At 41.0% G+C, this 24366-nt stretch carries 17 protein-coding genes and 1 tRNA gene; 2 read left to right on the top strand and 16 right to left on the bottom strand.

The window, feature by feature from the left end:
* Nucleotides 1-39 precede the first annotated feature (39 nt).
* The 12 genes from sufD to A3GI_RS0109685 form a co-directional block, all read right to left on the bottom strand.
* Nucleotides 40-1398, bottom strand: coding sequence for a Fe-S cluster assembly protein SufD (gene sufD / locus A3GI_RS0109740; RefSeq protein ID WP_018361264.1), 1359 nt, complete (start codon nt 1396-1398; stop codon nt 40-42).
* A gap of 4 nt (nt 1399-1402) precedes the next feature.
* A complete protein-coding gene (sufC, locus tag A3GI_RS0109735) occupies nt 1403-2155 on the bottom strand; it encodes a Fe-S cluster assembly ATPase SufC (RefSeq protein WP_018361263.1) in 753 nt (250 codons plus the stop codon).
* A gap of 35 nt (nt 2156-2190) precedes the next feature.
* Entirely contained in the window at nt 2191-3633 is a 1443-nt protein-coding gene (gene sufB, locus A3GI_RS0109730; protein ID WP_018361262.1) for a Fe-S cluster assembly protein SufB, read from the bottom strand.
* Between the two features lie 86 nt (nt 3634-3719).
* Nucleotides 3720-4265: a CvpA family protein gene (locus A3GI_RS0109725; RefSeq protein WP_018361261.1), complete on the bottom strand. Its 546-nt coding sequence runs from the start codon at nt 4263-4265 to the stop codon at nt 3720-3722.
* Between the two features lie 71 nt (nt 4266-4336).
* Entirely contained in the window at nt 4337-7381 is a 3045-nt protein-coding gene (infB, locus tag A3GI_RS0109720; protein WP_018361260.1) for a translation initiation factor IF-2, read from the bottom strand.
* A gap of 78 nt (nt 7382-7459) precedes the next feature.
* Nucleotides 7460-8803, bottom strand: a complete 1344-nt coding sequence (nusA, locus tag A3GI_RS0109715) for a transcription termination factor NusA (protein WP_018361259.1) — start codon at nt 8801-8803, stop codon at nt 7460-7462.
* A gap of 23 nt (nt 8804-8826) precedes the next feature.
* Entirely contained in the window at nt 8827-9315 is a 489-nt protein-coding gene (rimP, locus tag A3GI_RS0109710; protein ID WP_018361258.1) for a ribosome assembly cofactor RimP, read from the bottom strand.
* Between the two features lie 213 nt (nt 9316-9528).
* Nucleotides 9529-9732 (bottom strand): winged helix-turn-helix domain-containing protein, encoded by a 204-nt coding sequence (locus tag A3GI_RS0109705; RefSeq protein WP_025079580.1) that lies wholly within the window; start codon nt 9730-9732, stop codon nt 9529-9531.
* 37 nt (nt 9733-9769) lie between these two features.
* Nucleotides 9770-10471: a B3/B4 domain-containing protein gene (locus A3GI_RS0109700; protein WP_018361256.1), complete on the bottom strand. Its 702-nt coding sequence runs from the start codon at nt 10469-10471 to the stop codon at nt 9770-9772.
* 12 nt (nt 10472-10483) lie between these two features.
* Nucleotides 10484-11680, bottom strand: coding sequence for a GTPase ObgE (obgE, locus tag A3GI_RS0109695; RefSeq protein WP_018361255.1), 1197 nt, complete (start codon nt 11678-11680; stop codon nt 10484-10486).
* A gap of 18 nt (nt 11681-11698) precedes the next feature.
* On the bottom strand, nt 11699-12274 hold the full coding sequence (locus tag A3GI_RS0109690; RefSeq protein ID WP_018361254.1) for an adenylate kinase: 576 nt from the start codon (nt 12272-12274) through the stop codon (nt 11699-11701).
* Nucleotides 12275-12285: 11 nt separating this feature from the next.
* Nucleotides 12286-12831 carry a phosphoribosyltransferase gene (locus A3GI_RS0109685; RefSeq protein ID WP_018361253.1) on the bottom strand — a complete coding sequence of 182 codons (546 nt, stop codon included), beginning with the start codon at nt 12829-12831 and terminating at the stop codon, nt 12286-12288.
* A 174-nt stretch (nt 12832-13005) separates the two neighbouring features.
* Here A3GI_RS0109685 and A3GI_RS0109680 point away from each other — a divergent pair, with 174 nt between their 5' ends.
* Nucleotides 13006-14988, top strand: a complete 1983-nt coding sequence (locus A3GI_RS0109680) for an OPT family oligopeptide transporter (protein WP_018361252.1) — start codon at nt 13006-13008, stop codon at nt 14986-14988.
* A gap of 7 nt (nt 14989-14995) precedes the next feature.
* The gene (gene pepT / locus A3GI_RS0109675; protein ID WP_018361251.1) at nt 14996-16213 is read left to right on the top strand and encodes a peptidase T; all 1218 of its coding nucleotides are present in this window, start codon (nt 14996-14998) and stop codon (nt 16211-16213) included.
* An 88-nt stretch (nt 16214-16301) separates the two neighbouring features.
* Here the strand turns inward: pepT and A3GI_RS0109670 are convergent.
* From A3GI_RS0109670 to A3GI_RS0109650, 4 genes are all read right to left on the bottom strand, one after another.
* A tRNA-Arg gene (locus A3GI_RS0109670) sits at nt 16302-16375 on the bottom strand.
* A 142-nt stretch (nt 16376-16517) separates the two neighbouring features.
* Nucleotides 16518-17882, bottom strand: coding sequence for a trigger factor (locus A3GI_RS0109665; protein ID WP_018361250.1), 1365 nt, complete (start codon nt 17880-17882; stop codon nt 16518-16520).
* A gap of 151 nt (nt 17883-18033) precedes the next feature.
* Nucleotides 18034-22089, bottom strand: coding sequence for a cobaltochelatase subunit CobN (locus A3GI_RS0109660; protein WP_026216064.1), 4056 nt, complete (start codon nt 22087-22089; stop codon nt 18034-18036).
* Nucleotides 22090-22493: 404 nt separating this feature from the next.
* The gene (locus A3GI_RS0109650; protein WP_025079582.1) at nt 22494-24344 is read right to left on the bottom strand and encodes a DEAD/DEAH box helicase; all 1851 of its coding nucleotides are present in this window, start codon (nt 24342-24344) and stop codon (nt 22494-22496) included.
* Nucleotides 24345-24366 lie beyond the last annotated feature (22 nt).

Here is a 24366-nt window from a genome sequence, read left to right as displayed (position 1 = left end):
CAACCTCGGAAGAGTTTTTCTATAATTGAAGAATAATACCTAACGAATAACGGCTCCACACTTATTGCAATGACTGCACTGCAAGGATTCTCCGCGAAATCTGGCTTCAATAATCTTATGTAACCGCTCCTGCACACCCTCTATGTGTCCCAGACTTATGACCTCCTCCGTAAAGGCTATGCTAAGCATCATTCTGGCATCTTTTAACGGAATACCGCGCTGACGCAAATAGAATAAAGCATCGTCGGACAACTGTCCGGTAGTCATACCGTGCGAACATTTCACGTCATCGGCGTAAATCTCCAGCTGCGGCTTACTGTGCATTCGTGCCGTTTTGGAAAGTAAGAGATTACGATTAGACTGATAAGCCTTAGTCTTTTGGGCATCGCGCTCTACGAGAATTCTACCCGAAAATACGCCATAAGATGTATCTGAAAGAACATACTTAAATAATTCATTCGTATAGCAATCCGTAGCGTTATGGTCTATGATGGTATAGTTATCGATATGCTGGTTATCGGTGCCTATGGCTAAACCTCCAAGAACCAGTTCGGCATGAGGTTCGGTAAATTTGCAATAATAGTTATTTCGGCTAAGGCCGTTATTCAGAGTATAACCATTCAGCGTAACTCTGGAATTACCTTTCTGCAAGAGGTGAAGAGAACTGATACGGTTGGTTTTTGCACTGCTCTCCTCCATTTCAATAAGCTCAAAGTCAGAATTGGCTCCGGCAAAAATCTCAAAGACCTGGAGAGATAGAAAATCGATGTCGTCCAACGTATGCTCACAAGCAAGCATTTTAACGGCACTACCCTCCTCCATGATAACCAGATTGCGTCTGATGGCCATCAAAGGCACACTGCTACTAAGCAACTGTACAATCTGTATCGGTCTTTCGATCATTACCCCTTTAGGTACATAAAGAACGAAACCATCCTGAGCAAACATGGTATTCAAAGCCACGAGACCATCGTGATCGGGTTTTGCTATTGAAGCATAATAACGCTCAAAGACATCAGGATACTTCTGAGAGAATTCAATGAGGCTGCCGGCAAAAACACCTTCGGGTAAATGCTCGATACGACTCAAATCTTTACGATACGAATCATTGACGATGCAGTGTGATCCCGAATCGGTGCCCGGCAAACTGCACATAAAACCTTTGATGTCTCTTAGCGGGAAATTTAAATGATTAAGATTTATACCCCAATCTTTTTCCAGAATCACCGGGATATTGGTTCTTTGATAATCTTCGGATTTGAACCTGGGCAATCCTTCTTTCTGCAAATAATCGAAAGCCTGCTTTCTGGATTGTTCGATTACCGGAAGAGAAGAGGTTAAAATATCGGTGCTTTCCAGAAAAAGTTCGATATATTGCTGCGCATTGTTATCGTTCATAGTATTATTCCCCTGCTTCTTCCTTGATCCAATCGTAACCTTTCTGCTCTAATTCAAGAGCAAGTTCCGGGCCTGCGCTTTTAACAATCTTGCCTTTATATAAAACATGCACAAAATCAGGTTTTATATAATCCAGCAGTCTCTGATAGTGAGTGATGACAATGGCTGCATTGTCCGGGGTGCGTAATTCATTTACACCTCTTGCTACCACGCGAAGGGCATCAATATCCAAACCGCTATCGGTTTCATCGAGAATGGCAAGTTTGGGTTCTAAAACAGCCATTTGAAAGATTTCATTTCTTTTTTTCTCTCCCCCGGAAAAACCTTCATTAACCGACCGGCTTGCTAATTTATTGTCCAACTCGACAATAGCACGCTTTTCACGCATGAGTTTCAAAAACTCACTTGCCGATATAGGTTCCTTTCCCGTTGCCTTACGATGCTCATTCACGGCAGCACGCATGAAATTGACCATACTTACTCCGGGTATTTCTACGGGATACTGAAAACTGAGAAAAATACCCAAGTGAGCTCGCTCCTCCGGATCCATTTCCAAAAGATCCCGGCCCATAAATGTAATACTACCATGAGTTATGGTAAATGACGGATGCCCGACAAGCACACTGCTCAAAGTACTCTTACCGGATCCATTAGGCCCCATTATGGCATGAACCTCACCGGGTTTTACAGACAGGTTTATCCCCTTTAATATTTCTTTGTCGCCAATAGAGGCGTGTAAATCTTTTATTTCTAACATTTAACAACAATATTATCTTATACTAAATAGACAGTTTATCCAACAGAGCCTTCGAGGGAAACACTCAACAATTTTTGAGCCTCAACAGCAAATTCCATCGGCAACTTATTCATCACTTCTTTTGCATATCCATTCACAATCAATCCGACAGCCTCTTCAGTGGCAATGCCTCGCTGATTACAATAGAATAATTGATCTTCACTGATTTTACTGGTCGTGGCCTCGTGTTCGATAATGGCTGTATCATTATCGACCTGAGCATAAGGAAACGTATGTGCACCACACTTATCGCCCAACAATAAACTATCGCACTGAGAATGGTTTTTGGCATTCTCGGCTGTTTTATTTATCTGAACAAGACCACGATAGCTATTTTCACTGCGACCGGCAGAAATACCTTTTGAAACAATGCGGCTACGTGTATTTTTACCGATATGAATCATTTTCGTTCCGGTATCGGCCTGTTGGAAATTATTGGTTACGGCCACCGAATAAAACTCGGCTACGGAATTGTCACCCCTAAGAATACAACTGGGATATTTCCAGGTAATAGCAGAACCGGTTTCAACCTGTGTCCAGGACAATTTCGAATTTTCACCTCGACAAAGACCTCTTTTGGTTACGAAGTTGTAGATACCGCCTTTGCCCTCTTTATCCCCGGGATACCAATTCTGCACCGTCGAATACTTTACTTCGGCATTAGCCTCTACTATAATCTCCACAATAGCGGCATGCAACTGATTTTCATCTCTCTGAGGAGCCGTACATCCTTCCAGATAGCTAACATAAGCTTCTTCATCGGCTACGATCAATGTTCTCTCAAATTGCCCCGTATTCATTGCATTGATTCGGAAATATGTAGACAATTCCATAGGACAACGAACACCTTTTGGCACATATACAAAAGAACCATCGCTAAAAACAGCAGAATTTAAGGCTGCAAAAAAATTGTCTTTCTGTGGAACGACTGACCCAAGGTATTTTTTCACCAAATCGGGGAACTGTTTGACAGCTTCGCTGAAAGAACAGAAAATCACTCCTTTTTCCGCCAACTTCTCCTTAAATGTAGTTTTTACGGAAACGCTATCCATAACAGCATCAACAGCCATACCACTCAGTATTTTTTGTTCTTCCAAAGGAATTCCTAATTTATTGAATGTTTCTAAAAGTTCCGGATCTACTTCATCCAAACTTTTAGGGCTTTTCTTCCTTTTAGGTGCTGCATAATAAATTATATCTTGATAGTCTATTTCAGGAATATCCAGATGAGCCCAAGTAGGGCATTTCATTGTTTGCCAATGCCTAAAGGCCTTTAACCTGAAATCCAATAACCACTGAGGTTCTTCTTTCTTTTGAGAAATAAGCCGGATGGTATCTTCATTCAAGCCTTTAGCAATTGTTTCGGTTTGAATATCGGTGGTAAAACCATACTTATATTCTCCCCGAGTTACTTCTTCTATAATATTTTCATCTTGCATAAAGCCAAACAGTTATATAATATACAAACATTGAACAATAAATAATAAGCAAAGGTTGTCAGCTTTGCCACACTCTTCTATCATGTTTATTTATCCGAATTTTTTCGCCAATCATTCATATAAGTATCAAGTTCCAGTCCTCGAACAAAACTTTGTATTCTGGGATACAATTCAGATTGCAAACGAGCATCGACAGGCTTGGCTGATTTATTTTTCGTATTCTCCGCTGTCGTTCGAGAAGGTACTCCGATCGGATATACCTTATCAATCAGGAAACCTAAATAACCAATCAACAAAACACTTATGATAAAACCGCATAAACCGCCAAGCAATCTGTTTATAAGGTTCAAAATCCCCTCTCCTGAAAGTTTATTGATAAAAAGGGAAATGATCCAGGTAATACACATAATACCTAGAAAGGCCAGAGCATAAGATAAATAGTTTAGATAAACACTTCCGATATTAAAACGAGTGACAAGAATATCCGATATATAAGGTACTAAACGCCAACTCTCTCTTACTCCTATCACAAAGCCTGCAACAAACAATGAAATTTTAAGCAAGCCTTTAATAAGTCCACGGAAAACAGATATTCCAACAATAATAATGATCAATAAATCCAACCAATTCATAAGCTCAAATAAAAAGGGCAATGTTATACTAACGCATCACACTGCCCCGGTTTTATAGTTTAGAAGATCCGTTAATCTAAAGTTTTCTTGATTTCGATTTCTTCATACGCTTCTATGATATCACCAACCTGAATATCATTGTAGCCTTCGATATTCAAACCACACTCCTGACCGGCCACAACTTCTTTGGCATCGTCTTTATACCGTTTTAATGAGCCCAACTCACCGGCATACTTAACGATACCATCTCGGATGAGGCGAATTTTATTGGTACGCTTAATCTTACCTTCCGAAACCATACAGCCGGCAATCGTACCCACCTTACTAACCTTAAATGTTTGAAGAACCTCAAGATTTGCGGTTATCTGCTCTTTAATATCGGGCGAAAGCATTCCCTCCATTGCAGATTTAACATCTTCAATCGTATCGTAAATAATAGAATAAGTACGTATTTCCACTCCTTCCTGATCTGCCGATTTACGTGCAGCTCCACTAGGTCTTACCTGAAAACCGATAATAATCGCAGAAGAAGCAGAAGCCAAAACGACATCAGACTCAGATATTTGCCCCACTCCTTTATGAATTACATTAACTTGAATTTCAGGAGTAGAAAGGCGAACAAGAGAGTCAGCCAAAGCTTCCACGGATCCGTCTACGTCACCTTTTATAATCAAATTCAACTCTTGGAAATTTCCTAAAGCCTTACGTCTTGCAAGTTCATCCAAAGTCAAACCCTTCTTCATACGGTTATCCTGCTCTCGTTGCAGCTGCTCCCGTTTTGTGGCAATATTACGAGCCTCTTGCTCCGAATCCAAGACATGGAAATTATCACCTGCCGTCGGAGCACCGTTTAATCCTAATACAAGAACAGGCACACTGGGGCCGGCTTCTTTAACTCGCTGATTACGCTCATTAAACATTGCTTTTACCCGCCCGTAATGTGTACCCGCCAATACGGTATCACCGACTTTGAGCGTTCCATTTTGCACCAGAACAGTTGCCACATAGCCACGCCCTTTATCCAAAGAAGACTCGATGATACTACCCATAGCATTACGTTTTGGATTAGCCTTTAACTCTAAAAGTTCGGCTTCAAGCAAAACTTTCTCCAACAAACGTTCAATATTTAATCCCTTCTTTGCACTGATCTCCTGACATTGATACTTACCGCCCCAATCCTCTACAAGATAATTCATAGCGGCCAGCTCTTCTTTAATTTTATCCGGGTTGGCAGACGGCTTATCCACCTTATTTATGGCAAACACAATCGGTACACCGGCAGCAGAAGCATGGTTGATAGCCTCTTTTGTTTGTGGCATGACGCTATCATCAGCCGCAACAATAATAATTGCAATATCGGTAACTTTTGCTCCACGTGCACGCATGGCAGTAAAAGCCTCGTGTCCCGGAGTATCAAGAAATGTTATATGCTTTCCGTTACCCAATGTTAAGTTATACGCTCCGATATGCTGTGTAATACCTCCGGCTTCACCAGCAATCACATTGGTGTTTCTGATTCGGTCAAGCAATGAAGTTTTACCATGGTCGACGTGTCCCATCACAGTTACAATAGGCGGGCGTTCTACAAGGTTTTCCGGTTCATCGTCTTCTTCAACATTCTCAATAGCCTCCACTACATCGGCACTAACAAACTCCGTTTTGAAACCGAATTCTTCAGCAACCAAGTTAATAGTATCAGCCTCCAAACGTTGATTGATATTCACCATTAAACCGATCTCCATACAAGTTTTTATTACCTCATTAACCTGTACATCCATCAAGGTAGCCAAATCACTGACAGTCACGAATTCCGTCAATTGAATAGTTTGTTCTTGAGGCTGACTCATCGCATCTTTTACAGCAGCATTCCTTGCGTCTCGTTTATCCTTCCGACGTTTAGCTGCACGACTTGTCTCGGTAGATTTATTGGTCAATCTGGCCAGATTTTCTTTTACAGCCTTATCGATTTCCTCCTGAGTCAAAGATACTTTCTCACGCTCACGCTGACGTTTGCCTGCTTTTTTAGAAACATTGACATTATTTTTTGACTGCTGCTGTGCCGGACGCTGTTGTCCATTTTGAACATTGGATCTGGTATCAACTCTTTCAGAAGCCGTGCCTTTTTGATTTCCGGTATTCTTATTAGCCTTGGCTCCTTTGTTATTTGATGAAGCTTTCTTTATTTCTTCTGCAACGTTGACATGTTGTCCGCTTGTCGTCGTACGTGCACGCTTCCCTTTCTTGCGTTCATTGCGTCCACCACGACTTCTGTCATCTTTAAATTGGGCTAAATCTATTGAACCGACGACTTTAGGACCATTAATTGTTGGAGCAACAATTGGAAGATCCGGAGCTTGACTCTGATCGACAGAACCCGGTATATGTACAGGTTTTTCCTCCTTATCCTTCAAATCCTGTTCTTTTTTTTCATTGCCTTCTTTCTGTTTATGAGGCTCCATATATGTATGTTTGATAGAAACACTCTCTTTAGAAGTACTATCCTGAGGTTTTGGGGATGATATTTCGGATAATACTTTTTCCTTTCCGGAAGTCTCATCATTCTGATCATGTTTCGACATGACTTCTTCCTGCTTCTTCTCAACAACCAACTTAGGCTCTTCTTTTGATTTTACGGAATTTTGTGATATTTCTTTAGAAACCTCTTGAGTCTCATTTATATTAGAAAGCTCTTTTGTTTTCTGAACAAGAGCATTTTCTGCAGAAACAGGTTTATCAATCTCCAGTTGAGATATTTTCTTTCTGGGATTCAAATCAATCTTATCTACTACCTTAAAACGAGGCTTTTCAAATCCGTGAAGTGTCTTGTCCTCTTCTTTTATCTCTTTTGGTTTCGATGTCTCCTGATATTTTTTAGACGCATCTTCAGTTTTCGCAGTTTGACCTTCACCCGCATCTTTAAGAAAGAGCCGGGTTATCTTATTACGGTCTTCTTTATTCTTAACAAATTCACTCAAAAGAACGTCAAACTCCTCACTCCCTATACGTGCATTAGGATTATTCTCAACTTCAAATCCTTTTACTTTCAACGCCTCTGTCAGTGAAGCCACACCTACACCAAGTTCTTTTGCTAATTTCAGTAATTTTATTTTTCCCATATTTTAACTGCTACTCTTTCTTCTAATTGTCAAAATCGATACGCCACTTATCAGTCCATCTTTCAAAACAATTAGAGGTTATTCAACTTCCACATTTTTCCCCTCATCTTCCCGCTCATCTCCATCGCTCCAATCTCCTTCCTCAACATTTTCTTCATCATCTTCAAATTCAGAACGTAGCACATGCAAAACATTATCAATAGTAGATTCCTCCAAATCCGTTTGCTTGATCAACGTATCTCTGTCCTGGCGCAAAACAGGTTTAGCTGTAGTATAACCTGCATTTTTCAGAATATCAAGCACCCAAGACTCAATTTCGTCACTAAATTCATCCAAATAGATATCTTCTTCAATCGGATTTTCCAAATCTCTAAATACTTCTATTCGATAACCGGTAAGTAACGAAGCCAATTTAAGATTAGAAGCATTTTTACCTATGGCCAATGGCACCTCCTCCGGTCTCATATAAACTTCGGCTTCATGTTCTTCTTCATTCAAGTTTACAGCAGATATTTTAGCCGGATTTAATGCTCGTTGTATAAAAAGAAGTTTATTATTTGTAAATGGTATTACATCTATATTCTCACCCTTAAGTTCACGAACGATACCACGTATTCTCGATCCATTCATACCAACACAGGCTCCGACCGGATCAATTCGATCATCATAGGATTCAACTGCAATCTTAGCCCTTTCCCCCGGAACACGGGCAACACACTTTACCGTAATTAAACCATCGGCAATTTCCGGAACGTTCAGTTCCAGCAATCTCTTGAGAAACTCACCACTTGTTCGAGACAGTATGATACGAGGATTATTATTTTCATTTTCCACCCGTTCAATAACGGCATGAACCGTTTCACCTTTACGGTAAAAATCCCCCGGTATTTGCTCTGATTTAGGAAGTAACAACTCATTATTCTCATCGTCGATAAGTAAGGCCTCCCGCTTCCAAACCTGATATACCTCCGCTGAAATAAGCTCTCCGACTCTTTTAGAAAACCTGTTATATAAATACTCTTTTTGCAACTCGAGTACTTTGCTTGAAAGAGCTTGACGAAGATTCAATACAGCTCGACGACCGAAGGAGCTAAAATCAACCGAATCTGTTACAGACTCTCCGACCTCAGCTTCCGGATCTATTTTATGAGCCTCCGTAAGCGAAACCTGCAAAGTTGAATTAAAGTTTTCACCTTTAGCTTCTTCATCCGTAACCACAGTACGTGTTCGCCAAATCTCAAAATCTCCCTTTTCCGGGTTAATAATTACATCAAAAGATTCATCTGTACCAAACATTTTGGTTAGTACATTCCTAAAAGAATCCTCCAGAACATTTATTAAGGTATCCTTATCGATGTCCTTCAATTCTTTGTACTCAGACAATGATTCGGTCAAACTGGTTGTTTCTTGCTTCTTCGCCATAATATACTTTATCTGAAAACTCTTTATTTTTCTCGTTTTTTTAATTCTATCACTCGTTTTGTTTGAAGTATATCTTCCATCTTGATAGCTATATCTTCAATTATGGTCTGTTTACGTTTGCTCCCTTCAAGCTTGACTTGACGATCGACAGCTAAAACAATCCCTAATTCATCTACACTCTTCAAAATGCCTTTTTCCTTTTTCCCGCCTTTAACCAATACCTCAACAAACTCATTTAATGTATTTTGATACTGGCGTAATATTCTCAACGGAGAAGTCAAGCCGGCTGAACTGACCTCCAAATCAAAATCTTCAGTTTCTCGATCAAGATTGCTTTCGATAAAACGACTCAATTCCACACATTCATCTATGGATACGCCTCCCAATTTATCTAAAACAACCTCAATATTATTTGCAGGTTTAACATTTACCTGGACTAAAAACAGGCTTTCATCTCTCTTTGTCGATAAAAATTGTTTTACCAATTCCTCGATTATACTTTTTTGAATCATAAAACGATTGCAAACAACAAAACTCTATATAAAAAAGTAGGAGGAAAGCCTTCAGCCTCACCTCCTCAACTCATTCCGACCACAAAGGTATTAAAATATAGTCAACCGTACAAACTATATTGTAAGATCATATATTATATTTCACACCGAAAACCCTTCCAAGCAAGAATAAGCTCTTATTTGAGTTTTCTTGCCCGGAAAATATTTATAAGATCAGTAAATAAGGAACATCATCATTTCTTCACCAGATTCGTCAAATGCCAATTTACCTTCCTTTGCCAACCATCCTATAGCAGAAAAAAGCTCCTTATCCGTACGAATTTTCGTTATTTTCTTAAGCTGTTTTACATTCATCTTTCCAAGATCATTCAAAGCATTCCAAATTTTACCGGCATTCTGTCCAATTAATTCATTCATAATCATTTTGTTCAATTGTGTTATAATGTGTTTTTATCTAAAAAACCTGATAACAAGTTTGTCTATAATCCTCCAATGTACAATACTTATAAAGCAATTCTTTAGTCAAAGAAATAGCCATGGAGAGCATATCTTCTTCCTGCATGGGAATATCTTTAGTACCGAAGTCATTAACAAAAATAAGCACTTTTGTTGTATTTCGCAATATTTTAGTACGTTCATGGTCGCTCGTAGGGGTTGCAAAAGGACTTTCCGAATCTACGTAAACAGGTAGGCCTTCTATATTTAACAATCCCCGCCCTATGCCGTAAAATACATCTTTCGATGTGCCGATACGCAATAAAATATCATCCCCCGATATTTTTGTTCTATCAAACATACCTATCGAGTAACCGGTTTTTATCGAAATAAGATTTCCCAAATCGACCAACGGATGCACTCTGTAGACACCGTTACCGTTAATAATCCTGCGACATAACTGCTCCGATGCCGGTCTATATCTATTCGGATCTTTCCCACACCGTTTATATGCCATCCTGGTGGAAAATATAGCCGGTAGTTGTTTGACCCCACCTACGTCATATTTCTCTCTCAATTTACAAGCGGCATTATCTATTTCTTTGTAAAGATCTTCTTCACCAACGATATCAATAAGATCACATGCTACAACGCCTACTCTAAATGAAGGACATGCATTTGCAAAAGAATCCGAAAAACTGATACGGGGAATTTTAAACATAGAAACTATCAACTATATATCATCATTCGGGTCTTCATCCAGCCACTCAATATCTATGGTCTCATCATCCCATTCTTCTTCCAGATCTTCCTCTTCTTCCTCTTCTTTTGCGTCTATTTTCTTTCTGAAGTTATCCAACTCTTCCTCATCTTTATCCCAAATAATAGATGTTACATCCATATTTCGATGGGCCAATTGCGTCACCTCATGTCTGGTTTCTCTATTGAGTTCTTTCCAAAGTAAATCTTTGAGTTCAACCATACCATAACCGGTAACCGAAGAAATAAAAATAACCGGAAGGTCTTCCGGCAATTCCGCACGCAACATTTCTTTCAGCTCATCATCGATCAAATCAGACTTGGTAATTGCCAGCACTCTTTTTTTCTCCCCCAACCCTTCATTATATTTGATCAATTCTTTAAGCAACAGATGGTACTCGTTAATAATATTATCAGATTCACATGAAATCATAAACAGCAGTAACGCATTGCGTTCTATGTGTCTTAAAAACCTCAAACCAAGTCCCTTCCCTTCAGAAGCACCTTCGATGATACCCGGAATATCTGCCATCACAAAGGACTTGTTGTCTCGATAAGCCACCATTCCCAAATTGGGTTCCAAAGTAGTAAACGGATAATTTGCAATTTTCGGTTTAGCTGCAGTCATAACAGATAATAGTGTGCTCTTTCCCGCATTGGGCAATCCGACCAATCCCACATCTGCCAACATCTTTAACTGCAGCACAATCATTCGCTCCTGAGCCGGCTCCCCGGGTTGTGCATATCGCGGAGCCTGATTGGTTGAAGTCTTGAAATGGGTATTTCCTAATCCGCCACGCCCTCCATGAAGTAAAATTTCCTCTTGTCCGTCCTCACACAGATCCATCAAAAATTCTCCGGTATCGGCATCATAAACTACTGTTCCCGGGGGCACTTCAATTAACCGGTCTTCTCCGTTTGCACCACTGCTTCTTTTTGCGCCTCCCGGTTCTCCCGCAGTAGCCATAATATGTCTGTCGTATCTCAAATGAAGCAAAGTCCAATAATTACGATTGGCTCTTATGTAAATATGGCCGCCTCGTCCTCCGTCTCCTCCATCCGGTCCTCCTTTAGGAATATATTTTTCACGGCGAAAATGTCGTGAACCTTTCCCACCTTTACCACTCCGACAGTATATTTTTACGTAATCTACAAAATTCGTTTCCGGCATACACCTTTTAATATATGATTATTTGTGCTGTGCATCTACCACTCGAACGATCCGGTCCCCAATCTCAGAAACGGTGCCGGTTCCTTCTATCGTCTTAAGCACTCCTTTATTTGCATAATAAGACGCTAAAGGGGCAGTCTGATTATGATAAACCAAAAGACGCTTTTTTATTGTTTCCAAATTGTCGTCGCTGCGTCCGGATATTTGTCCTCTCTTCAATAAACGATCTATCAATTCCTCTTGCGGCACTTTAAGGTCTAACACCACATCTACTTTGGTTTGATGATGAACAAGCAAGTCGTCCAAAGCAACGGCCTGAGCCACAGTACGGGGAAATCCGTCAAAAATAAGTCCGGCCTCTTTTTGCAGCTGAGATAATAAATGCTCTATCATCTGAATGATATATTCATCCGGAACCAACTGCCCCTTATCAATATATCTCTTTGCTACTTGTCCCAATTCGGTGTCTTGTTTAATTTCTGCCCTCAGCAAATCTCCGGTTGAAACATGTTTGAACCCGTAACGTTTAATCAAATTTTCACTTTGTGTGCCTTTTCCCGAACCGGGAGCACCAAAAATCACAATGTTGGTCATGACTTTTAGATTTAATTATCCAACGATTTAATCTTATATATATCGCGGTACATACGACCCATGTTATCATAATCCAAACCATGTCCAACGATAAATTCATTGTCTATCTCCAAGCAGACATAGTCCGTCGTAACATCACATTTCAATGCTTTGGGTTTTTGTAGCATGGCTGCTATAAAAACTTCCTTGGCACCCAATTCATAAAACCGCTCTTTTACACATTTCATGGTATATCCGGTATCGATCAAATCCTCGATCAGAATAACAGTACGACCTTCCACCGGCATGCTTACCGGCATGTGTTCTTTTAATTCCATCGTACTCGACGTTCCGCTGTAGCTGGAGTATCGTGCAAATGCCACGTCATATCCTTCATTTATGGTCATAAACAATTCACTCGCAAATACAAACGAACCATTCATTACACATACAAAAAGGGGATTTTTACCTTCAAAATCGCGTTTAATCTGTTCTCCCATCTTCTTGATGGATGATAAAATGGTTTGTTCCTCTATATAAAGCTCGAATTTATAATCCCTCAGCTTAATTTCTTTCATAATCTAATACGATATTAAAATACAAAGTTAACGTATCTTTTACTGAAAACCATAATTGTCACAGACATAAAAAACAGACTTTATTTTCTGTAACAAACAGGCATCTTTTTCTTATTTTTGTTAACATTCATTGACCTCATAAATACATAAAAACCAATTTAATACCCTCCGTTTATGGAACAAAAAAAGATGAACAAATTGCCAGACAATGCCTATCGGGTATTGGCATCCGGGGAAGATTATCACCCTGTTATGCCCGCAAGCCATAAGCCTGTAGAAGTAAGCCCTTACTCTGTTGGAATGGGAATACTTATGGCCGTCATTTTTTCAGCTGCTGCGGCTTATTTAGGGCTCAAAGTGGGTCAGGTATTCGAAGCAGCTATCCCTATTGCAATCATTGCCGTAGGGGTTGGAAGTCTGACAGGTAAAAAGAATGCTTTAGGACAAAATGTTATTATCCAATCCATCGGAGCCAGTTCCGGAGTTGTAGTCGCCGGTGCAATCTTTACCCTTCCGGCTCTTTATATTCTGGGATTGGAAGCCCGGTTTTACCAGATTTTTCTTTCCTCATTAATCGGAGGCTTCTTAGGAATTCTTTTGCTAATACCCTTCCGGAAATACTTTGTAAAGGATATGCACGGTAAATATCCTTTTCCCGAAGCCACGGCAACCACCGAAGTATTGGTATCCGGAGAAAGTTCAGGTAATCAAACAAAACTATTGGCCGTTAGCGGCCTCATAGGAGGTCTATACGATTTTATCGTGGGCACATTCGGTTGGTGGCGTGAGGAAATATCCTCCCGTTTCATCGGGTTAGGGCAAACCATTGCAGATCAATACAAAGTCGTTGTCAAATTAAATACAAGTGCAGCGGTTCTCGGTTTAGGATATATAATAGGATTGGAGTATGCAGCACTCATTTGTGCCGGTTCTTTTGTGGTATGGTTTGTACTTACTCCTCTCATTAGCTATTTTGCTCCCGGTATGACCATACCTGTCGGAGAAGGCGTTACCACACTGATAGGCAATATGTCTCCGGAAGAAATATTCAATCATTATGCACGTCCCATAGGTATCGGAGGCATAGCTATGGCCGGGATTATCGGCATCGTGCGCTCTTCCAATATCATCGGCAAGGCTCTGAAACTGGCAGTCAGTGAATTAGGAGGTAAAAAGACAGACAATATCGACGTGGAGCGTACACAGCAAGATTTAACGATGCGTACCATCATGAGCACAGTACTGGCTTCGCTAATTGCTGCTCTTTTCTTCTTCCAATTCGGCGTATTGCACAATTGGTCTTTTGCCCTGGTAAGCACACTCATTGTTTTTGTGATATCCTTTCTGTTCACAACCGTTGCAGCCAATGCCATTGCCATTGTCGGCAGCAATCCAGTTTCAGGGATGACACTGATGACACTCATCTTAACCTCCCTTATTCTTGTCAGTGTGGGCCTGTCCGGCGAAAGCGGAATGATGGCAGCCATGCTTATCGGCGGTGTTGTTTGTACTGCTTTATCCATGGCAGGAGGTTTTATTACAGACCTAAAAATAGGTTACTGGCTGGGAACGACACCGAAAAAACAAGAAAAATGGAAATTTCTTGGGACTTTGGTTTCTGCTGCTACAGTAGCAGGAGTCATGATTATTCTAAATAAAACATACGGTTTTGTAGGAGAAAATGCTCTCGTTGCACCACAAGCCAATGCCATGGCAGCAGTAATAAAGCCTTTGATGGAAGGTGGAAGTACTCCGTGGATGCTCTACTTTGTCGGAGCTGTCTTCGCGCTTATTCTCACTCTTATTAAGGTTCCTGCATTGGCTTTTGCTTTAGGTATGTTCATCCCTCTGCAACTAAACCTCCCATTACTTGTAGGAGGTTTAATCAGCCATTTCATTTCTACTCGCAGCAAAGATGCACAGTTGAATAAGGCACGAAAAGAAAGGGGAACACTCATAGCATCCGGGTTTATTGCCGGAGGAGCACTCATGGGTGTTGTCAGCGCTATCCTAAAATATCTTGAAGCAGATAAATTCGTATATGCAACTGCCTGGAATAAAAAAAGCAGTGCAGAACTGCTTACTGTCATTGTCTATATTGCTATCGTGATATATTTCATTTGGGATTCTAAAAGAGCAAAAAAAGAAAATCAATAATACATCTATGGAATTAAAAGAACGTTTCTTGAAATACGTGAGTTTCGACACTCAAAGCGACGAAAACTCATCCACTTTTCCCAGTACGGAAAAACAATGGGTTCTACTCAGATATCTAAAAGAAGAAATGACGCAAATGGGACTTGCCGATGTAACCATAGACCAATACGGTTATGTAATGGGCACATTACCGGCCAGTCCGGGTTTTGAAGAAAAACCAGCCATCGGCTTCATCTCTCATGTAGATACAAGCCCCGATATGAGCGGAAAAAATGTCAATCCAAAAATCATAGAGAATTATGATGGTAAAGATATTTGCCTGAATGAAAATCTTTGGATGAAAACAGAAGATTTTCCGGAACTGGCCAAACTTACAGGACATACGATTATACACACCGACGGCACCACTTTACTTGGAGCAGACGACAAAGCAGGCGTAGCTGAAATTATGACAGCGGTGGAATGGTTACTCAATCATCCGGAAGTTAAGCATGGACCTATTAAAATAGGCTTCACACCGGATGAAGAAATAGGTCGGGGAGTGGATTTCTTCGATGTAAAAAAGTTCGGTGCACAATTTGCCTACACGATGGATGGCGGTTTCGAAGGAGAGTTGGAATATGAAAACTTCAACGCAGCCTCAGCCAAAATTCATATTCAAGGTCGCAATATCCATCCCGGTTCTGCTAAGAATAAAATGATCAACGCTCTGCAGGCAGGCATGGATTTGCACCAATTACTACCGGTTGAACAACGTCCGGAATTTACTGCCCACTATGAAGGTTTTTTCCATTTAATCGGTTTCGGGGGAACGGTGGAGGAAGCAGATATGCACTACATCATAAGAGATCATGACCGTAAACTTTTTGAACAGAAGAAAAGCCTGATAAAAGCAGCAGTCGAACTGATCAACAAAAAATACGGACGAGAGATTATTACACTTGAGTTAAAGGATCAATACTACAATATGCGCGAGCAGGTAGAACCGCACCCCGAATTAATCGACAAAGCCATAGAAGCCATGAAAACAGCCGGTGTCAAGCCGCTTATACAACCCATCAGAGGAGGCACCGACGGATCAAGGTTAAGTTATATGGGACTTCCCTGTCCCAATTTATTTACAGGAGGTGCAAATTTTCACGGAAAATTCGAGTATGTATCCTATACCACAATGGAGCGTGCAGTACAGGTTATTATCGAATTGGCCAAACTTTGGGGCAAATAAAAACTTTCTCCCAAAAGTCATTTATAGGACTATTTCAACAAAAAAGGTTAGCTGAAAGGCTAACCTTTTTTGTTTACAAACTTTTAAGTGACCCGGGAGGGATTCAAACCCACGACCTTCAGAACCGGAATCTGACGCTCTATTCAGCTAAGCTACCGGGCCAATCGTGGTGCAAAGATAATTATTTTACTCAACTTCCCATTATCTGTTAAAGTTTCCTCATAAAACAGAAACTGCTCCTCTCCTCAAAAGGGAAAGAAGCAGTCTTCAGATATCCTAATCGATCAAATTGTCATTCAATCGATTAAGCTTCTGTTTCAAATAACTTTTGAAACTCTTCCATTGAAACCTCTTTATTCTCTACCGTAATTATATCACGAACCACCTGACCGAGTTTGTTCTCTTCCACACGGGCTGTAAAATTACGATTGGCATCTTCTTTCTCCAACATACTGTTGGCATATCTTTCCAAGATATCATCAGGTACAGAGGTCATTCCATATTGTGCAAACTGATTCTTGGCTGCAATAAGCGCAAACTGTTTAACATCTTCGGGAGTAACCTTAATGTCATGTTTTCCAACCAGCTGCTTGTGAAGAATATGATAAGTCAACTCCTTGATCATTTGAGGATATTCTTTTTCCACATCCTCATCCGTACGTTTGGGATCATTCAACTTCAACCAGCGTTTCAGTGTCTCATCTGCAAACTGGGGAGTACCGGCTTTTTCAATCAGATATTTACGCAGGTCAAGTAAAAACTTATAGTCACTCTCAGCCTTGAATTGCTCCTTAAAACCGCGCTCGATTTCTTTACGAAGTTCTTCTTCCGTATTGATAGGAGTGTTTTCTCCAAAAGCTGCTTTATAGAATGTTTCATTCAAATCTGCCGGTTTGTGGCGGGAGATACGCGAAACCTTAAACTCAAAGGTTTTACCTTCCGTTGCAGCTACAGCCGTCTTATCGATATTCAAGAAACTTGCCAACTCTCTCTCATCTCCACCAAAAGCTTTGAACGGTTCAAAGTCGATTTTGTCTCCTACATGCAGGCCGATAAATTGTTTTTTATTTTCCTCTTCTTTAATATAACGAGGCAAAAGCATGGCTTCCTTAACTTCTATACCCTCCGGGTCGGCTTCTTCTCCGGCCAGTTCGACCAAATGCCCATAAACGATATCGTTTTCTTCAGACACCTCGGTATCCACAGAGGCCCCCATGCTGTTACGCATACCTTCGATATGCTTGTCTATCATCTCATCCGTCGGTTTGATATCATAGTAAACAAGCTTATCTTTTTTTCCTAACTCGACCTCTATTTTCGGCTCGACTGCAAGGTCGAACTTAAAAGTAAAGTCTTCCTGATTATCAAAATCCGCTTCAGGCTGTCCTTCATGAGGAATCGGTTCACCCAGGATATTCAATTTATGCGCATGGATATATTCTCCTATTGCACGTCCGACTGCTTGATTTATTTGATCAATTTTTACGGGACGGCCATACATCTTTTTAATCATACCCATAGGTACATTGCCCTTACGGAAACCTTTGATATCCGCACGCTGACGGTATGAACGAAGAGATTTTTCGACGTCCTGACGGTAATCATCTGCAACGATATCGACAGTCATCACGACATCTACATCAGAGCGATTTTCAATTGATACATTCATCTGAATTTTGTCTTTATATTTATGATTATGTAACTATTTCCTCAATAAAGGCACCTGCCTTAACTTTTAGCTTGCAAAATTAGCTTAAAAAAGAGAGTTAAACAAGATTTAATTTTTGCATCCAACTACTCCATATCAAACAGTCCGAAGATTATTTCCTTTTATTCCTTTTTATATGAAAAAACAAAATAACGAACAAAAAGAATATCGCACCGGCCAATATATAACTGCGGTAGCCGATTTTCTCCTGCTTCCCTTCGGGTTTAACATCTTTTCTTTCCAGAACCACACTTTTTCCGGAAGAGATTTTATTCACCCTGTCAATTGCTTTCTTATAAGATTGCGAACTTTCCGGAGGTAATTTCCCGGTAATATATTCCTGCAAAGATTTATTTGAAGTAAAAAAATGAGACTGATCGGCTCCGAACTTCGATGCGAGCTCGGCACTCAATCGAGCCAATTCCACGATCTGTTCATCCGTTGCCTGCCACATTCCTTTACGGGCCGTTTCGAGCATAATCGAAGTCATTTCCTGAAAAGCAGCCACATTCTTTGTCTCAAAAAAATCTTTTACACCCAACTTACAACTATCCAATACATAAAGTCGGTAAACTTCATCCCAATAATTATCGTGGATGGCATCCGGCTTCATGGCCTCCCAGCCAAATGAATTTCTAAGCGTTTTTGCAAAGGTATTCGCTGTTGTTGCCCCGCCTTCCATTTTAGATTTGATATAAACAGGATTCAATATTGTCGTTCTGCTCTCCACACCGATAGCTTCTTTCAACTCCTGCAAACGTACGCGGTTTCGATTGCGATAGTCGGAAAGGTATGTTTCAGGATTTTTCCCCGTCACATCTTTTACCGAAACGTTGAGTCCTCCCATAAATTCATACATATGGTCGAGACTCAGTGCCCCCCAAGTATTATTTTGCCTGGGCTGCATAACGACATCGGTATTTTGCAAAGCTATCCGGTATAAATTCTCTTTATACTCCCCCCACAGTTCTTCAGAACCATACACCGCACTCATATTTTTAAGATAGGCATTTGCAATATCCGTTTGCGTTTCCCAGGCATCCCCCTGCTCTACAAAATCTTTGATACCGGTGCCGTACCGGCCGTCGACACCTCCGAAAATACGCATCGTCGCCATTTCTCTGGCCTCTAAAGGAGGGACCCCCTGCTCAAGCAACAATTTCTCACTTTCCAAAGCATCCTTGCGCACACCGTTTTCATAATTTTCATCCCCGGCTTCTGCAGCCATCCGTACCGCGCGGTTAAGCAAGGTTAAACGGGAAGAGGCCAAATCGCGTAATTGACCGGAAACCTGTACAACTACATTAATACGGGGTCTGCCCAATTCGGAAGAAGGAATCAGACGCAGATCCGTAACACGTCCCATTCGATCGCGAACCGGCTCCACACCCAGCATATAGAAACACTGTGCCAATGTAGCACCCTCCGACTGGATAAACTCCCCGGCCCAGAATGTATAACTGACCTTACGAGGCAGAGTACCATGCTTCGCTTTATATTGGGAAAGTGTAGCCTCAACAAGATTCTTACCCTGCTCCCATGCCAATTGCGATGGAGTTGCTTCAGCATTAATGGAATATAAGTTTCTTCCTGTGGGCAGTGCATTGGGATTACTCACCGCATCCCCTCCGGGAGAAGGTTCTATATATCCACCGTTAAGCGCATTCAATAACGAGTGCATCTCGGCTTCAGGCGATGACATCAAGAGTTCTTTGTACAGAGAAACAGAGCCAAGAGCTTTCTTTAACTCATCCTGAGCCATCTTCATTTCCCGTTCCTCAAAAGTCATCTTGGAAGTTTTTTTAGCTTTTTCCATTTCGCCTCTACTTCTTTTCCGACCTTCGGCACTCATTTTCTTTGTAGAAACCATTTGTTTCGGATTATTGCTAACAGTATCTTTTCGGAGCGTTTTTTGATAGAGCAGAGTAACTTCCTTTTTCGCCGGCTCTATATAATTATTAACAATAAAACTATTGGTATCATATTCCTTTCGAGAGATCTTTTTATTCAGTAAATCCATCTTTGCACGGGCATAAGCAACAGGATCGACAGACAAAGCCATTACAGTGGTATAAAGATCTTGCTGTTTAAACGGTTTACCCAAAGTATAGAGAGCACCGGTTATTTTCTCCTGAGCAATTTCCTCGATAAAATTGTCCAGATACTCGATCTCTGCCTGAGTGAAAGGTTTATTCACATCACCGTCCAACTGCAAATCCTTATGCATATTCAGTTTCACTGCCCTTTCTTTGATTTTTAAGGAAAGTTGGGTTTGCTTTTTATCATCCGCCGTAAAATATTCATGAATATCCCGCTCCAAATCGACATAGCTGTGCCTTAACCCGTTATCGATAAACGGGGGTGTAAGATAAGAAATCAGCCCCGCCTTCGTGCGTCGTTTGGCAATAATACCTTCACCTACATTTCCGATACAATAGTAGTAAAAATGAGGCATCGAACCCACAAGGACTTCAGGCCAGTCATCACCCGACAAAGCAGTCTGCTTACCGGGCGTAAACTCCAAACTGCCATGAGTTCCGAAATGAATAAGAGCATCAGCCAAGAAAGATTCTTGCAGCCACAGATAGGTGGCTATATAATTGTGTGGCGGAGGTACATTGGCACCGCCATGAGTTACCTGAAAATCGTCTCCCCCGATAGCCGGTCTGGGTTGGGGAAATAAAACGATATTACCGAACTTTATACGAGGAACAGCAATAAAAGATTGTCCCTGCCTGTTCGTTACCATAAAATCTCCGGGCGCTTCGCCATAAGTTCCAACCAATTCTTCATAACGGCGAGGCGAAAGTCTTTTCTTTAACCAGGTATTATATTCCGACAGAGAGATTAGCAAAGGATGCGACTTTTCCAAAAATCCGGACATAGCTCCTTCATGGTTTCCTGAAAAGACCGGTCCTTCCGTATGAATGATTTTCTCAAACTCTTTTTCCGTATCGGGCAATCCGCGCACATTGTAGCCTTCTGTTTGGAGCCTTTGCAAAAACGCATACAAGGAAGGTATTACTTCCAACCCTGTTGCAACCAAAGAGTTTTGCCCTACTCCTCTGAAATAACCTATGGCCAGTTTCTTTTGACTGTTTGGTTTTACTGTCAAATCGAGATAATTGGACAAATAATCGGTAAATGTTTCCACTCTGTCCATCTCAGGATAATACATAAAAAGGCCATCCTCATTTGGATTCTGTGTAGATATCGGCATGGGACACAGGGCTCCGTCTATTTCAGGCAAAACAACACGCGCTGTCAAAAAACCTCCCCCTGCTCCCAACTTACTTTCCATCCACTCTTCATGGCTGACAGCCAAAGGAAGGGGGCAAAACAAAGGAATATTGCGTTCCCTGAGATACTCTACAGCCTCATCTTTCTGCAAACGTCCCATGGCAAAATAGATCACCGCATCCGGGTTAAGCTCGCGCAGCATCTCCACTCTTTTAGTTGAAGCAGAAATAGGATATACATTGATATTCTTTCTGCTCAGTGTAGCTATAAGGCTGTCTATATAAGCCCTGTTTCCTTCTATCGGAGAAATACTGCCGGATATCAAAGCCACTTTTTTCCCATCCTCATGATACAGACCTTTTTTTCTCAGGTGGCGAGTTAAGTCCTCTGCACGGCTAAAATATTCATCGATACTTTCATAATAGAAAATATCCGTCGGAATCTTAACAGGAGGCTCTACAGCCAACTGTCCGAACTTCTGCCCATCGAACTGTTGACGAATATAGGCCAACAAATTTCTGTAATTCTTCTTCGAACGGTTTTGATAATACAAGTCCAGCTGTTGCTTCTGTTCGTTTGTTATGTTATGACAATTGACTCTGGAAGAAGAAAAGACGAAAGAATATACCGGTACTCCTTTCTTTATAGCTTTATCCAGATTTTTATTTTGTTTTTCACTCAATCTTAATCCCGGTCCGAAAAGCAATATGGCATCATAGTCCGTAAGCCTCCCGGCTTTATCTTCTTCGACAGGTACGACTACAATTTTCTTCGTCTCCTTGGCCATGACAAAGTTTGAGATTTGATACTCCGGGAAATTGATCAATGCAATCCGGGTAGGACTGAAAAAACGGATATACCCCCATACCATTAATGCGATGAAAGCAACAATTACAATTGTTCCTAAAACGATTTTCCTATGTTTCATAAACAGTTGGGCTATTACCCTTATCTCTTAAATGTTTGAATGATGATTTAACAACCCGGTCCTTTACAATGTTTCTGAAAATATTATCGATCCGGAAACAGTACAATAGCACCGAAAGATTTTTACAACCAATGAATAGAACAAGGTTTTATTTTCAAGAAAATTCTTTCTGTAAAGGTAGTGACTTTAAACGTTTCAAAAGGAAAGTACAAGTTTCTATAATTTCCGAACGAACCTTCACCTTCATTTCAAGAAAACTCTGATACAATTGCAACTGATGTTACAGGTATTGGAAACCATTTGCCTGAAAATGATCAAAAGAAATGCTTTTCCGAATCGAAATAAAAACCGGAGTACCCGTACTGTTAGTCCGAAGTACTCCGAAATACAATTAAATAAAAGGATTAATGCTTCTTTTTCTTCTTAAAACGGTCGTAAAAAGGTTCGTCTTCATTCCGGCGTAAACCTTTACCATTTCTGGTTTTAGCTCTTTCTCCAGACTTATCATCACGGTTTTTGTTACGCTCTCTTTTTTGCTCCGGTGTCCATTTGGGTTTTCTCTTTCTTTTCCCTTCATCGGCATTCATGTCGTCCTTTTCTGCATAATCGACTACGATACGCCTTCCGTCCACCTCAAAACGGCTCATACTCTCTACAACCTCTTTTGCCATACTTTCTTCGACGTCGAAAAAGGAGAAACGTTGCATCAAATCTATCCGCCCGATCTCAGGATGTCCGTTTACGCATTTGTTCAGCAGCTCAATCAGTTTGCCGGGATTCATACGGTCGAATTTTCCGAAATTGATAAACAGACGTGTCATACCGGTTTCGGTTTTTCTTCTCTTTCCACGACTGCCTTTCTCTTCTTTTTCAGATCTTATCCTTCCCTTTTCATCAGCTTCTTCAATCTCTTCAGCTGTCTGATAATAATCCAACAGACGACTGAACTCCAACGCCATAATTCGTTTAATCAGATCATCGCGTTCTATCCATTCGATTTTGCGTAGAATATTGGGCATAAACGAAGCTAAAGACTCCGGAACAGCTGTGGTATCCACCCGTTCGATACGATCGGCTAAATTGAACAACTGCTTCTCACAAATCTGAGTACCGTTAGGAATAAATGCACGCTCCATTTTAACCTTGACAGCTCGCTCTATATCCTTAATTTTTCCCCGTTCACGACTATGGCAAATAGCAATGCTAAGGCCGGTTTTACCGGCTCTTGCCGTTCTGCCGCTGCGATGCGTATAGCTCTCCACATCATCGGGCAGGCCGTAATGAATAACATGGGTAAGATCATTCACATCCAACCCTCTGGCTGCCACATCGGTGGCCACAAGTATTTGCAAATTGCGAATACGGAACTTTTGCATCACATAATCGCGCTGCGCCTGACTAAGGTCTCCATGCAGAGAATCTGCATTATAACCGTCCTGAATGAGACGGTCTGCAATTTCCTGCGTTTCTTTACGCGTGCGGCAGAAAACGATACCGTAAATATTGGGATAATAATCTGCTATTCTTTTTAGAGCTAAGTATTTATGTTTGGCAGATACAACGTAATAGAGATGCTTAATATTCGTATTCCCGCTATTTCGTGTACCCACGACAATTTCTTTCGGATTCTGAAGATATTTGGAAGCGATGCCGCTAACGGTTTTAGGCATGGTAGCGGAGAAAAGCAATAAATGTCTTTCCTTTGGCACGGCAGCCAAAATAGCGTTAAGATCTTCTTCAAACCCCATATTCAACATCTCATCCGCCTCATCCAAAACGACAGTTTTAACATCGCTCAGGTGCGCTTCTCCTCTTTTCATCAAGTCTAAAAGTCTTCCCGGCGTGGCAACAAGGATTTCGACTCCGCGCCTCAATACTTTTATCTGCGATTCGATGGAGGAACCTCCGTATACGGGTAAGATACGCGTGGAGGGTAAATATTTACTGTATCCGGTCAGATCATCGGCAATCTGCAAACACAACTCTCGTGTGGGGCATAAAACCAGAGCTAGCGGTTTACGCCCCTGTTTGTCTTCATTTCTATCGGAAAGTTCTTTCTCTATCTTTTGGAGAAGCGGCAGTCCGAAAGCCGCTGTTTTACCCGTACCCGTCTGAGCCAATGCAATTAAATCGACAGGTTCGCCCAAAAGGTATGGAATCACTTCCTGCTGTACGGGCATGGGATGTTCGTAGCCAAGCTCTTCAATTGCTCGACGGATAGGTGTGCTTACACCAAGTTCTTCAAATGTCATCAATAGTTATAATATGATAGTAAAG

Source organism: Porphyromonas macacae DSM 20710 = JCM 13914, from assembly GCF_000379945.1.
Taxonomy (GTDB): Bacteria; Bacteroidota; Bacteroidia; order Bacteroidales; family Porphyromonadaceae; genus Porphyromonas; species Porphyromonas macacae.
This window is presented reverse-complemented; position numbering and strand designations above follow the sequence as displayed.